Source organism: Streptococcus mitis, assembly GCF_002096735.1.
GTDB classification, from domain to species: domain Bacteria; phylum Bacillota; class Bacilli; order Lactobacillales; family Streptococcaceae; genus Streptococcus; species Streptococcus mitis_CZ.
Genome location: NZ_NCVC01000017.1, coordinates 13,436 through 27,464, shown reverse-complemented (window position 1 = coordinate 27,464; position 14,029 = coordinate 13,436). Strand labels below are relative to the sequence as shown.

Genomic DNA, 14,029 nt, shown 5'->3' with positions numbered 1-14,029 from the left:
ATAGATTCTCCTTAAAATTTTTTAGACAATCCTTATTCTATCAATTTTTATATCTTTTAGCAACAGGTTTTCTAAAAGAATATATAAGAAAGCGATTTTATTTCTTATAAAAAACAAAAGGATTAAGGAGGTGCATTTCCTTAATCCGAGAGTTCTTATTCTTGACGTTGTCCGAAATCTGCAATCATCTGCTCCATTTCTTGTCGACTCGGAGTCGTCAGCATATAAAGGTAATCTCCTTGAAGTTCTGCGAAGGCCGCTGGCATGATTTTTTTAACCTTGAACTGCTGACTGTATTTGGCAAGCAAATCCTCTTCTGAATAAACATAGTGGGCATTGGAACGGCGAGAAGTAGCCAAACAATACTGAGGTTCAAACTCTGACACTGGGAACTCTTCTCCTGCGACAATCGCCGCATAGCCTCGGTAGAGATCCAAGGAATGAGCAAAGTTATAAACATCAATGGTAAAACCACCTGCAGGACGGTTATTGTACTCAATGGCAATGTAGTCGCCCCCTTCACGGAAGAACTCAATATGGAAGAACCGTTCTTTCATACCAAATTCTTTGACAATTGCCTCACCATATTTACGTAATTTAGGATCCATATCCTTGAGAACGTAATAAGAATTGTCCATCTTGTAAATCATGAGATCAAGCGGTGTATAGGCGTAGTCAAAAGTTGTTGAAAAGACAATCTTTCCATCCTTGTCCACTAGACCATCAAAAGTGCAAATTTCGCTAGAGGTGACAAATTTCTCAAAGAAATAAACAGTTGAATGATCCCACTCAGTCTTGAAGTGATTGATATCGTCTTCTGTTTCAAGCTTAAAGGTTGCGGCTGCTCCCACTCCATTATCAGGTTTGGCAATCATTGGAAGACCGATTTCGTTCACTGCTTGATCAACATCTGCTTCCGTCTTGATAACAGCTCCAGGGACCACAGGGACACCTGCTTTTTTGAAAAGCTTCTTCATTTCAGACTTAAATTTCGTCTTTTTGAGATCCTCTGGTTTGGCACCAAAGACATTGAATTGTTCTCTGAGTGTTGCATCCAACTCAAGCCAGTATTCATTATGAGACTCAATGCGGTCAATTGGGCCATGTTTATAGAAAAGAAAGGCTACAGCACGTTTGACTTCGTCTATGTTCTCAAGATTATCTACGCGGAAATACTCGGTCAGGCTATTGCGTAAAGGTTCATCCAATTGCTCGTATGGTTCTTGACCAATTCCCAAGACTGTGATGCCTTTATTGGCTAGTTCTATGGTAAACTGTTGAAAGTTTTGTGGATAGTAGGGAGAAATAACAAGGTAATTCATAGATAACTCCTTTTATAAATAGAGATTTCCAAGGAAATAAGGCATTTGTTTGCGCCACCATTCCCAGTCATGGGCGACATCGTGTCCCCATTCAGCAAACCAGGCTGGAATTTGTTTCTGGTCAAAGGCTTCTTTGAGCTTGTAGAAAGATGGTAGACCGTCTTGTTCCCATGCACCAAGACCCGTACACAGCACAATCTCTGCCTGACGATAACGATCAATAAACCAGCCGTCGTTCTGGTTCCAGATATAATCTACTGGCGAGTTTTGGTAAATAGCATCGTCATTGTAGTAATCGCCGACAAAGAAACGTGCATCGTAAACACCACTAAGAGCAATCACTTTGGTAAAGACATCTGGATGCTGGAGGAAAAAATTGACAGCATGGTAGGCGCCCATCGAGCAACCTGTCGTCATCATACCATCAAACCAACCTGTCTTATGCTTGATAAAAGGAATAGCCTCCTCAATCACATAGCGTTCGTAGGCACGGTGCATCTCTGCTTGATCGTGACCTTTTTTCCAAGTGGCCAACCAGCTCTCACTATCTACACTGGATAGGGTAAAGAACTGGACACGGCCTTCCTCGATAAAGGAAGCACAGGCATCAATCATGCCAAAATCATAGTATTCGTTGTGACTACCACCTGATGAAGCAAAGACCACAACTGGAATCCCAGCATGTCCATAACGGTTAAGGTACATTTCACGGTTGAGGTGACCACTCCAGTGGCTGAGGTTTTCAATATGCATTGGCTTTCTCCTTTCTTAACTTACCATTTCTCTGCAAAAAATCTCAGACAGTCTGGTAAATTCTCCGACCAAGGGATTTCACTATGGATGGCACCAGATTGAACTTTCAAGACAAGATTATCTAAGTGTACCCCACCTGCTATCAAATCATGGTAATACCGAAGAGACGAATCGATATAGGCTTGTTTGATATTACCAGCCATCAGGGTCTTGTCCGTATCATCTGCTTCTTCAGTTCCAACATAGATAAAGATACGCTGGTCAGGCGATAGTTTCTGGCGCTCGATGTAGCGATTAAAGGCTTCTTGATGGAGCCAGTTGGCAGATGAAAAGACGCCCAAGCAACCAATTTGGTCTTGGTATTCCAAACCGATAAACTGGGTAATATTGCCTCCTAGTGAAGACCCAATCATAGCCGTATGCTGGCAGTCAGCTTTAGTACGGTAGGTCTCATCGATAAATGGCTTGACCACCTCCATAACAAACTCAGCATACTCCACGCCCTTACCGCCAAATTGCTGTCCTGGGATAGGAGATTCTTGGAACTTCCAAGCCGCATACTCATTCATCCGCCCCATACCATCATTGTCAATGGCGACGACAATCATGCGACTGATATCAGGATTACGCTTAATAGCTGGGATAATCTTCCATGAATGTCCAATGAAAGACTCCTTGCTATAAAAAACATTTTGCCCGTCATGAAAGTAAACAACAGGATAGGAACGATCCGTGTCTTTCTCATAATCTTTAGGCAGAAGAACACGTACACGGCGTTCCTTACCTGTATAAGGAACCTTGAGTTTGTGTTCTTTCATTTTTAAATAAAAGTAGGATAGATTCATTGTCAGAAAACTCTCTATATTCAAAATTTTATTTTATTATATCACAATTATAGAAAAAAAGTTAGTTTTGCTTCCACTTTTGGAATTAAAAACTAACTTTTTCATCTATTTTTCTAAATTCTTCTGGATTTTCTGATTAGAGCAGATTGTCAATCAAGTCATCCACTTCATCTTTTTCAGCCTGCGGTGTAATCTCAGTAATCATGATTCCAGCCACAGCTCGCTCTACTAATCCTTCAACATCCATACGCGCTTCGTACTGCTCCGCATTCTTAATCTTAGGATTTGTTTTCGGACGATCTGGCGCAAAAATGGTACAACAGTCTTCAAAAGGCTGGATAGAAATTTCAAAGGTGTCAATTTCCTGAGCAATGTCAATGATTTCCAACTTATCCATTGTCACAACTGGACGGATGATGGGAGTGTTGGTAACTGCATTGATAGCCTGCATGCTTTCGAGGGTTTGGCTTGCTACTTGACCAAGACTTTCCCCGTTGATAATTACTAAACCATTTCGTACCTCACGGATACGGTCAGTAATCCGCATCATAAAACGTCGTGTCAAGGTCATGAGGTAGGCTTCTGGCGCTTTAGCCTTAATTTCCTCTTGAATCTCTGTAAAAGGAACTTCGATAAACTGGATATTTCCCCCAAACTTGGTCAATTTACGAGTCAAATCTTGGGCTTTTTTAAGAGCACCAGGACTCGTGTATGGTGGACTTGCAAAGTGAACAGCCTCAATATCCACTCCACGCTTAAGTGCAAGATAACCTGCTACAGGTGAGTCAATCCCTCCTGACAACATAAGCATCCCTTTACCTGAAGTTCCAACTGGTAAACCACCAGCCCCACGAATAGTTTCATAAGAAAGATAGGCTGCTTCTTCACGGATTTCCACCTGAAGATTGATGTCAGGACTTTTCATTTGAGCTTGCACATTTGGAATGGCTTCGAAAACAGCTCCTCCAAGTGTTTGGTTGAGTTCACGACTATCAAGTTCAAAGGTGTGGTCGCTACGCTTGCTAGAAATTTTAAAGGTCATGCCTTCTTTGTAGATGTCCTGCATAATCTCTTGGACAGCAGACTTCAGAACTTCTACAGATTTTTCAACCTTATAAACAGGGGAAAAGTTTTGAATTCCAAAGACTTGCTTAAGCGATTCTGCAACTGCTGTGTAATCTGCTCCATTGAGGTAAGCGTGAGCACGGTCGCGATCTGCCGTTACCTTAACTTGGGGATAGATAGACAAAACGTCTGAAATATTATTGCGAAGTTTATTGATGAAACGCATACGATTTTTACCCTTGGTTGATAATTCTCCGTAGCGAATCATAATTTCTGAATATTGCATGAATGCTCCTATCTTACTTTTCTAGTTTGATTGTAAATTAATTTTAACTTGGTCAAAAACTGCTCGACCTGACTCATATCATTTTCAAGGTCTAGGCTAAGACGCACAGCTGACTGGGCCTTATCTTTATCCACTCCCATGGCAATCAAAGTCCCTGCAGGCTTCCCTGCCTTGGATGAACAAGCAGAGGTCGTTGAGATGAAAATATCATAGTCTTCAAAGGCATGAACAATGACTTCACCGCGAACACCCTTGATTCCAAAAGTCAGAATATGAGGGGCAAAGTCTTCCTCATCTGAAAAGACAAAAATATCTGGATAGTCCAGAAGGGCTTGGCGAATCACTGCCTTCATCTGCCCAGTCTTGCTAGTAAAGAAACCTAGCTTTTCCATAGACAAACGGAGAGCCTTGGCTGTCGCTGCAATTCCTGCCACATTTTCAGTTGTTGAACGATAATCACGCTCCTGACCACCACCAGTCAACAGAGGCGTAATCTTCTTGCCAGACTTGATATAGACAAATCCAACACCTCGAACTCCGTGAAACTTGTGACTAGAGAAAGTCGCAAAATCCACTCGTTCTGTCAGATACTTTTCAGTCGGAATCTTGGCAAGTGCCTGAACCGCATCAACGTGGAAGGAAATAGTTGGCTTGTCTGCCAATAGTTCTGAAATAGCTTGAATAGGTTGAATCGAGCCGATTTCATTGTTCACAGCCATGACGGAAACGAGGGTCGTATCAGGTCTTATCAAATCTGATAACGCTTCAACATCTACAAATCCTTTGTTATCAACTGGAGCAAAATCTACTTCAAATCCTTGACTTTTCAACCAGAGGGCTGACTCTTTGACTGCCGGATGTTCAATGGCTGATACAATGATGTGTTTTCCAAACTGAGCCTTTTCAAAGGTCACACCCTTGATAACCCAGTTATCTCCTTCTGTCCCACCAGAAGTAAAGAAGATTTCCTCACTTTTCTTACCGATTAAATCTGCAATTTGCTGACGAGAAGCATCTAAGATTCGTGTTGCCTGATCTCCCAAACGATGGAGACTAGATGGATTTCCTAAAATTTTTGAAGCGACCTGCATATAGGTTTCAAGTGCTTCAGGATAGGGCTTGGTCGTCGCCGAATTATCAAAGTAAATCATATTTTCTCACGCTTTCTAAAATCACTCCCTCTATTGTATCATGAAACGGAGCCTGCGACAAGAAAGGGCAATTTCTCTTTTTTTAAGATTTTTTTAAAGAAATGCGGTATAATAAATTTTAATTAAAGGAGAGAATATATGTCTAATTATCGTAGAACTTCAAAACCAAAAACAGAACACATCAAAAAAGGCTTCACGGTCTTTCAAAAAACTGTTGCCACTATCGGTAGTATCCTTGGCTTAATTACTGCAAGTATCACTATCATGAACGCCTTAGATAATAACAAAAACACTAAAAAAGAACCTACGACAAGCCAGACGACAACAATTGTCAAAGAAATTCAAAAGGAATCCCCTCAGGAAAACACTAGTCCCAATAAGGAAAATAACACTTCTCAAGAAAAAACACAGCAAGAGGAAACACCAAAATCTAGCGTCAAGGAAGAGAAAAAAGAAGAGCAGAAAGCAGCAACTCAGGATTCTTCTACTCCTACTCCAAGTAAACCTGCTACTGAAAATGAAAAACAGTCCAATACCCCAACTTCGGAAAATAAAACTAATCAATAATCACTAAAATAGCCTCCTTCCAAACTTGGAAAGAAGCTATTTTTTTATTGTTGTAAAACTTTTCTTGGTTTGGTACCTTCAGCTGGACCAATGACACCTGCCATCTCAAGCTCTTCCATGAGACGGGTCGCACGGTTAAATCCAACTGACAAACGACGCTGAATCATAGATGCGCTGGCTTTCTGGGTTTCGATTACCAAAGCCTTGGCTTCTTCAAAGAGCGGATCACCACCAGATTCACCATCTGAAAATTCTCCGTCATTTTCAGAAACCTCACCTGGATCAAAACTCTCATCGTAGTCCGCATCAGCCTGAGCCTTAATGAAGTTTACGATACGTTCGACATCATCATCCGAGATAAAGGAGCCTTGGAGACGAACTGGATGATTTTCATCAATTGGTTTAAAGAGCATATCTCCACGTCCAAGCAGTTTCTCAGCTCCATTTTCATCTAAAATAGTACGGGAGTCTGTTCCTGATGAAACTGCGAAAGCGACACGAGATGGGACATTGGCCTTGATCAGACCAGAAATGACGTCAACGGATGGACGCTGGGTTGCAAGAATCATGTGGATACCTGCAGCACGCGCCTTCTGTCCAAGACGAATGATAGCATCTTCCACTTCCTTGCTGGCCACCATCATAAGGTCAGCCAACTCATCCACAATCACGACAATGAGCGGTAGTGGAACCTGCTTGTACTCAGACTGGGCATTGAACTCTTCTACCTTGACATTAAAGCCTGCAATATTCCGAACTCCCACCTTGGCAAAGAGTTCATAACGATTTTCCATCTCATCCACGACCTTTTGCAGAGCCTTGCTGGCTTTGCGTGGATTGGTCACAACTGGAATCAAGAGGTGGGGAATATCATTGTAAACAGACAACTCAACCATCTTGGGATCGACCATCATAAATTTAACTTGGTCAGGTCTCGCCTTCATGAGGATGCTAGCGATAATGCCGTTAACAGCTACTGACTTCCCTGAACCCGTTGAACCTGCAACTAGCAAGTGGGGCATCTTGGAAAGGTCAAAAGCTCTTGCGGTGCCATTAACTGCCTTTCCTAGAGGAATTTCTAAGAGATTTTCTGCTTTCGTTTGAGATTGTTCCCATAGTTCGCGGAAGGATACCGTCGCAATCTCAGAGTTAGGAACCTCAATCCCGACTAAGGATTTACCAGGTATTGGAGCCTCAATCCGGACATCCTTGGCTGCCAAGGCTAGAGCGAGGTCATCTGCTAGATTGGAAATGCGGTTAACCCGTACACCGACTGCTGGCTTGACTTCATACTTGGTCACTGACGGCCCAATTTCAGCCCGTTCAACCGTTACCTTAATACCAAAACTAGCAAAAGTTTCTTCTAGGATTTTGATGTTTTCACGAACGATTTTCTTCTCTTTCGACTGGTCTTTGGGTTTATCTGGGGCAAAGAGTTGTAAGCTTGGAAGTTTGTATTCAAGGGCTTCCTTTGCTGAAAAATCGACCTGAACATCTTCGACATCAGAGCCATCTCCCTGTTCAGTGAATTCAAGTTCAGCTTGAGGCAAGATGATCTCTGGTTCTACCCACTCTTCTTCTGGAACAGGTGGAACGTCAAGCACAACATCTTCTGTAAGAATTTCACCCGTTTCCATATCAACAGGAGGCATATCGAGTAAGGCTTTTTCAGCCTCTTCTTTTTCTAATCTAGCCTCTTCCTCAGCCTTTTGGCGAGCTTTTTCTTCTTGTTTGACAAAACGTTCCTCTTTTCGACGCTCATGCCCTTCCCGCCATTTGGCAAAGCCTTTACTGCAAAATTCAGCAATATCGTAAACAGACCAAGGACTGACTAGGAGGGCACCCACTAAAATCAAGATAGAACCAATAAAGTAAGTACCGATATTTGAGAAGAGAAAGGCTGTTGGCACATAGAGTCCAACACCAATCAAGCCTCCACCAGCAAAACTGGTCGTTCGAAAACCAGTCAGATCCGTCACAACCTGAGCCATAGTCCCTTTTAAAACCGACTTGTCCAAACCATATTTCCAAACTAAGTAGGCCTCAAAAATCAAGAGTAAGCCAGCAAATATGGTGAAAAAACCTGATAAGAGTCCTTCCTGTTTTCGTATCCACTTGAAGAAGAAGAGATAGAGCAGGATGCCAAATATTGCCAGATAAGCTAGGCTACCCACCAGCAAGCGAATGAAATTGTAAAGGGTTATACCTGCAGCCCCTAATTTGAAGGCTGCGAAAATCAATAAAAGCGCGATTCCCAACGAAATCAACATTCGTTGAATCGCTTCTTTTCTTTCGAGTTCTGCTTTAGACGGTCTCCGTCTTGTTTTACTTGTATTCTTGTTTGCCATTCTTCTATTATACCATATTTCACAGGCATTTCGGAAAGAGAAAAAGACTGCACCAAACGGTCCAATCTTTTCATTTTTCTATTTTTTATGCTTGTGGTTTGCGTAGGTAACCATAGACCACACCACTTACGATTGCTCCTACCAAGACAGAAACGAGGTAAAGAAGAGCATTTGAAGTAAGGGCAATAACGAAGATTCCTCCGTGTGGCGCCATGAGTTTGATACCAGTAAGACCAACGAGTCCACCTGCTACTGCTGAACCAAGGATGAAGCTTGGGATAGCACGAGCTGGGTCAGCGGCACCAAATGGAATTGCTCCCTCAGTGATAAATGACAAGCCCATGATGATGTTTGTCAAACCAGAGTTGCGTTCTTCTTTAGTAAATTTATCTTTGAAAAGAAGAGTTGCGACAAAGATTGCAAGTGGTGGCACCATTCCTCCAGCCATAACTGCTGCCATGGCTACAGAACCACCTGAAGAAACAGTTGCTGCAAGCGTACCTGTACCAAAGACATAAGCCGCTTTGTTGACTGGTCCCCCCATGTCAACAGCCATCATTCCACCAAGGACGATACCGAGAAGGACAGCTGAACCACCTCCAAGACCGCCTAGGAAGTCATTCATAGCAGTGTTGATTGCTGCCATCGGGATGTTAACAGCTAGCATGACAAATCCTGTCAAGATTGTCCCAAGAAGTGGCAAGAGAAGGATTGATTTTGCACCTTCAAGTGAACGAGGAACTTTAACGTATTTCTTGATAGCAAGCACCAAAGCACCTGCGATAAATCCACCCACAAGGGCGCCTAGGAAACCAGATGAGACACCGGCAAGAGTTGAAGTTGCTTCACCACCTGCGGCATAAGGGATTTTCCCAAAGGCAAAACCTTCTTTTGCAATAGCACCAGCCACGAAACCTGCTACCAAACCTGGTTTTTCAGCGATAGAGTAGGCAACATAACCTGCAAAGACTGGAAGCATCAAACCAAAGGCTGCACCACCGATTTTCATGAACATAGAAGCTAGTTCATGGTAGGAACCAAGATTACCAAGATTTTCATTTGGAACACCCAATGCACCATCAATCAAGAAGGCAAGGGCAATCATGATACCACCACCGATAACGAATGGTAACATTTGAGATACACCACTCATCAAGTGTTTGTAGAAGGCACCACCAAGGCTTTGTTTTTCGTTGCTTGCTGTCGAAGCTTTTGCTCCATTAGCAGCACGGTAGACTTCAGCATCTCCTGAAAGAGCCAAGTTAATCAATTCTTCTGTTTTACGGATACCGTCAGCAACTGGACGATTGATCAATGGTTTGCCATCGAAACGATCCATCTCAACCGCCTTGTCTGCAGCGATGATAACAGCTTTAGCCTTGCGGATGTCCTCAGCAGTTAGTTGGTTTCCAACACCGCTAGCACCGTTGGTTTCAACCTTGATTCCAACACCCATTTCAGCAGCCACTTTTTGAAGGGCTTCTTGAGCCATGTAAGTGTGAGCAATACCTGTTGTACAAGCTGTAACAGCAACGATAAACTCATCAGAGTCATTAGTAGGTGCTTGAACAGGCTCTTCAGTTTTTTCGGAAGCTTTGTCAAAAAGTTCGATAACTTGGTCAGCTGATGTTACTTGACGAAGTTTGTCAGCAAAACCGTCTTTCATCAAGTATTGAGACAATTCTGCCAAGGCTGCCAAGTGAGTATCATTGGCACCTTCTGGAGCTGCAATCATAAAGAAAAGGTCAGTTGGTTGCCCATCCAAGCTCCCATAGTCAACACCCTTGTTTGACTTGGCAAAGAGAACTGTCGCTTCTTTGACAGCGGCATTTTTGCTGTGAGGCATTGCGATTCCGTCACCCAAACCAGTAGAAGTCAAAGCTTCACGCGCCAAAATTCCTTCTTTAAAGGTTTCAAAATCTGTCACATAACCGTGGTCTGTCAAGCTTTTAATCATTTCTTCAATGACAGCTGTTTTTTCAGTCGCCTGTAAATCCAGCAACATGACATCTTTTCTCAATAGGTCTTGAATTTTCATCTTTTTTCTACCTCAACTTTTTCATATGTTTCTTTAATAAATTCTGCTGTTGCCAAGTCATCTGAGAAGGTGGTTGCCGTTCCGCAAGCAACTCCCCATTTGAAGGCTTCTACTGCTTCTTTAGATTTGACAAATTCACCTGTAAATCCAGCAACCATAGAGTCACCAGCTCCAACTGAATTTTTGACTGTTCCCTTGATAGGTTTTGCGAAATAAGCTCCCTCAGATGTGACAAGAAGTGCACCGTCCCCAGCCATGGAGATAATGACATTTTGAGCTCCTTTAGCCAGTAACTGACGAGCATAGTTCTCGATTTCATCTAAACTTTCGAGTTTAACCCCAAAAATCGCTCCAAGTTCATGATTGTTTGGTTTGACCAAAAGTGGCTGGTAGTCCAAACTATCAATCAAGGTCTGTCCTTCAAAGTCACAGACCACCTGCGCGCCAGTCTGACGGGTCAAGGCAATCAAATCCTTATAGATAACATTGCCTAGATTTTTAGCACTTGAACCCGCAAAGACAACTGTATCTTCTGCTGTTAAACTAGACAAAATAGCTTTCAATTCTTCTAACTGGGCTGGTTCGACAGTTGGACCCGTTCCGTTGATTTCTGTCTCTTGGTCTGCTTTGATTTTAACATTGATACGAGTATCTTCTGCTACTTGGACAAAACGTGTCTCGATTTCTTCATCAGCCAGAGTATCTGTGATAAATTTACCAGTAAAGCCTCCGATAAATCCCGTCGCTGTATTTGGAATATCCAAGCGTTTCAAAACACGACTGACATTGATTCCTTTCCCACCAGCAAACTTATCATCACTATCCATTCGATTGACACTACCGACTTGGACTTGGTCCAAACGGACAATATAGTCAATGGATGGATTAAGTGTGACTGTATAAATCATACTTCTATTACCTCCGTTTTCTCCTTAATAGCCTGCAAGAGTTCATGCCCTTGACTTGTGATAACAATAGCTCGTTTGAGTGGTGCTACCTTAGCAAAGCAAGTTTGTCCAATTTTTGACGAATCCACCAAGACATAGGTCTGTTTGGCATTCTCTAAAATAGCTCGCTTCACAGCTCCCTCCTCCATATCAGGAGTCGTATAATAGCCATCATCTACACCATTCATCCCGATAAAGGCACGGTCAAAGTGCAATTGGTTAATCTGGTTAAGAGCAACGCCCCCGATGCTCGCATCTGTCGCCATCTTGACACTTCCTCCAACCATGACAGTTGGAATCTGCTTTTCAACCAACTGTGCGGCATGGTGAATCGAATTGGTCACAACAGTAATATTCTTATTAACCAATTCATGGATCAAAAAAGCAGTTGTTGTTCCAGCATCGATAAAGATGACATCTTGTTCCTTGATGAGAGAGGCTGCTTTCTGAGCCAGTAACTTCTTCTCTTGAAGGTTTTTGACAGATTTTTCTTGAATGGTTTCTTCTTCCTGCAAGGAATGGGGTAATTCTGCTCCACCATGCACGCGACGAAGCTTGTTTTCCGCTTCCAACTCATCCAAGTCTCTTCGAACCGTTGATTCTGACGTTTCTAACAAACTAACTAATTTTTCTAGAGAAACTACATGATGTTGATTTAACTCTTCTAAAATCAGCTGTTTCCGCTCTGTTTTTAACACTGAATCACCTCCTGTTATCGTTTACACTATTCATTCTATCACACTTTCTTTCAAAGTCAAGCATTTTTTATCATTTTCTTTCAAAATCTATCATTTTTCTTATTTCCAGAATTTTTATTGCAAGATAAGTGGCTTTATGGTAGACTATTTGAGTAAGTATTGGAAGATTACTCAAGAGGCTTAAGAGGCCGTGTTGGAAACGCGGTAGGCGTGTAACAGCGTGCGTGGGTTCGAATCCCATGTCTTCCGTAGAAAAGAAAAATTATTTCTAGGATACAACAAATGTTGTATCCTTTTTGCTAATAAAACGAAATAAAGCAAGTAGCTATTATGAACTACTTGCTTTACTTTTTAAACTAATTATCAGATACTACTTTTATCTTTTTTATCTGAAGATTTATCTGTTGAGTTGCCTGTCGATTTATCACTAGACTTATCTTTGTCGTTAGTTTTTGAAACATTGCTTCTGACAACAGTCTCATAACCTTCTGTATTATCAATTAACTCGGTTGCTAGAGTACGATAATCCTCTTGAGAAATAAGCCAGTTGCCATCCTTATCTTTGGTTAATTTGATTTCAGTATCAAAATCTCCAGTAGTAAATGGTGTATACGCTAAGTTAGGGTCAACATCGTTATAGATAGTAAAATCATGCCTAAACAGATGCTCAAAAATCCAGTACGAAATTAATGTTTGGTATCGTTTAATATCAACATTTGATCCCGCAGTATTGTACTTACCTAAGTTGTCAATCCCTCCAATTAGAGTAGTTAAAACATCTCTTGTTGAAGAAGCCAAGCCCTTAGAATGCAACTTTTTAGATGTAAAAGTTACAGTAGCTGAACTCCCTGATTCATCTAACTTAACATCCTTAATAGAGTATGAACCAATCTCTTGGAACATTTTTCGTCTTACTTTTAAGAAACCAGTAATTGTTTCTTCTGGTGTTTCAATAGGGAAATCAGCATGCCATTGAACAGAATAGGTAGAGGCTGGTGTAAGACCATCATCTTTTACCTTTTCACTAGTTTGAACCGCAAATACTGCCTCAGTCCATTTTTCATAGGTTTCGCCGTAAATCTTTTTAAACTTAGCAATATCAGTAGTCAAAACTGCATCTAATAAAGTTTCAGCATCTTTTGTAACTTTTTCTTTGACTGATTCTTCTTTCTTATCAGTTTGTTCGGTTTTGTCAGAATTCGACCCTGACTGACTCGGAAGTGAAGAACAAGCACCTAAGACAACTGCTGAGAGCGCTAAAATACTAAACAACTTAACTTTCTTCATAATACACCTCTTTATAAAATTTACTCTTGGAAAAAGTCCCTAAGAGTGTTTCTTTAGAAAATCTTAAGATTATTCTAACGGAGAATGAGGGATTCGAACCCTCGCGCCAGTTACCCGACCTAACGATTTAGCAAACCGTCCTCTTCAGCCTCTTGAGTAATTCTCCAAAAATAAAAATACTAGAACGATTGGATTTATCAAACCTAACATCACGAATAAACATCATTTTTTGTTTATTTAATTTTTAACCGCTTACCCTTGGTATTTTAAAGTAAATACTCTATCAACCAAGATAAAGTATCTAAGTCTATATTCAAAAATTTTTTAAACATCGTACTCAATTATACCCAATGTTCAAATTCAAGAATCATTTCAAAACTATGTTACATAGCCTCTTTTTCTGGATAATTGTTCTTTTTGAAAATCAAACACAACATTACAATAAACCCACAATATACAATCATTATATCATTCAGGGAGATAAAAGTCGGTATATTTTTTGTTTTTTTATGTCTAATTTTTGAACGTTGAGTTCATTTTTTTAGTTTTTATAAAGAACTTCAAAATAAAAAACGTTGATTTATGTACTGACCCCAAAAGTTAGACAATTAATTTATCCAAAGGATTTAGTTTTGTATTGCACAGGGATAAGTCCTTTTAGTTTTACCTTAATTCGTTTATTGTTGTAGTAATCAATATAGTCTACAATGACTTGTTTCAAT

General features: G+C 41.1%; 11 protein-coding genes, 2 tRNA genes and 1 pseudogene. 2 read left to right on the top strand and 12 right to left on the bottom strand.

Annotated elements, in window-relative coordinates:
• Positions 1-155: 155 nt before the first annotated feature.
• The 5 genes from B7703_RS07160 to B7703_RS07140 all read right to left on the bottom strand — a co-directional run bounded on the left by B7703_RS07160 (position 156) and on the right by B7703_RS07140 (position 5,422).
• Positions 156-1,322, bottom strand: coding sequence for an ATP-grasp domain-containing protein (locus B7703_RS07160; RefSeq protein WP_084924213.1), 1,167 nt, complete (start codon positions 1,320-1,322; stop codon positions 156-158).
• 12 nt (positions 1,323-1,334) lie between these two features.
• Complete coding sequence (locus tag B7703_RS07155) at positions 1,335-2,075, bottom strand: esterase family protein (RefSeq protein WP_084924211.1); 741 nt, start codon at positions 2,073-2,075, stop codon at positions 1,335-1,337.
• Between the two features lie 20 nt (positions 2,076-2,095).
• Entirely contained in the window at positions 2,096-2,920 is an 825-nt protein-coding gene (locus B7703_RS07150) for an alpha/beta hydrolase (RefSeq protein WP_084924210.1), read from the bottom strand.
• A 136-nt stretch (positions 2,921-3,056) separates the two neighbouring features.
• The gene (gene thiI / locus B7703_RS07145) at positions 3,057-4,271 is read right to left on the bottom strand and encodes a tRNA uracil 4-sulfurtransferase ThiI (protein WP_084924208.1); all 1,215 of its coding nucleotides are present in this window, start codon (positions 4,269-4,271) and stop codon (positions 3,057-3,059) included.
• A gap of 8 nt (positions 4,272-4,279) precedes the next feature.
• Complete coding sequence (locus tag B7703_RS07140; RefSeq protein WP_084924206.1) at positions 4,280-5,422, bottom strand: cysteine desulfurase family protein; 1,143 nt, start codon at positions 5,420-5,422, stop codon at positions 4,280-4,282.
• 138 nt (positions 5,423-5,560) lie between these two features.
• On the opposite strand from B7703_RS07140, the gene B7703_RS07135 reads away from it, so the two are divergent.
• Entirely contained in the window at positions 5,561-5,989 is a 429-nt protein-coding gene (locus tag B7703_RS07135) for a DUF6556 family protein (RefSeq protein ID WP_000073950.1), read from the top strand.
• Positions 5,990-6,033: 44 nt separating this feature from the next.
• Here the strand turns inward: B7703_RS07135 and B7703_RS07130 are convergent, their stop codons facing one another.
• The 4 genes from B7703_RS07130 to B7703_RS07115 all read right to left on the bottom strand — a co-directional run bounded on the left by B7703_RS07130 (position 6,034) and on the right by B7703_RS07115 (position 12,020).
• Positions 6,034-8,337 (bottom strand): DNA translocase FtsK, encoded by a 2,304-nt coding sequence (locus B7703_RS07130; RefSeq protein ID WP_084924205.1) that lies wholly within the window; start codon positions 8,335-8,337, stop codon positions 6,034-6,036.
• 85 nt (positions 8,338-8,422) lie between these two features.
• Positions 8,423-10,375, bottom strand: a complete 1,953-nt coding sequence (locus B7703_RS07125; protein ID WP_084924203.1) for a PTS fructose transporter subunit IIABC — start codon at positions 10,373-10,375, stop codon at positions 8,423-8,425.
• A complete protein-coding gene (gene pfkB / locus B7703_RS07120; protein WP_084924202.1) occupies positions 10,372-11,283 on the bottom strand; it encodes a 1-phosphofructokinase in 912 nt (303 codons plus the stop codon). The genes B7703_RS07125 and pfkB overlap by 4 nt, the downstream gene beginning before the upstream one ends.
• Positions 11,280-12,020 (bottom strand): DeoR/GlpR family DNA-binding transcription regulator, encoded by a 741-nt coding sequence (locus B7703_RS07115; RefSeq protein WP_000920651.1) that lies wholly within the window; start codon positions 12,018-12,020, stop codon positions 11,280-11,282. The genes pfkB and B7703_RS07115 overlap by 4 nt, the downstream gene beginning before the upstream one ends.
• Before the next feature lie 161 nt (positions 12,021-12,181).
• Here B7703_RS07115 and B7703_RS07110 point away from each other — a divergent pair.
• Positions 12,182-12,269, top strand: a tRNA-Ser gene (locus B7703_RS07110).
• A 114-nt stretch (positions 12,270-12,383) separates the two neighbouring features.
• Here the strand turns inward: B7703_RS07110 and B7703_RS07105 are convergent.
• The 3 genes and pseudogenes from B7703_RS07105 to B7703_RS09960 all read right to left on the bottom strand — a co-directional run.
• Positions 12,384-13,307: a hypothetical protein gene (locus B7703_RS07105; protein ID WP_084924201.1), complete on the bottom strand. Its 924-nt coding sequence runs from the start codon at positions 13,305-13,307 to the stop codon at positions 12,384-12,386.
• Between the two features lie 78 nt (positions 13,308-13,385).
• Positions 13,386-13,473, bottom strand: a tRNA-Ser gene (locus tag B7703_RS07100).
• Between the two features lie 447 nt (positions 13,474-13,920).
• Positions 13,921-14,028: pseudogene (locus B7703_RS09960) on the bottom strand (IS3 family transposase); the annotation flags it as partial.
• Position 14,029: the final 1 nt, after the last annotated feature.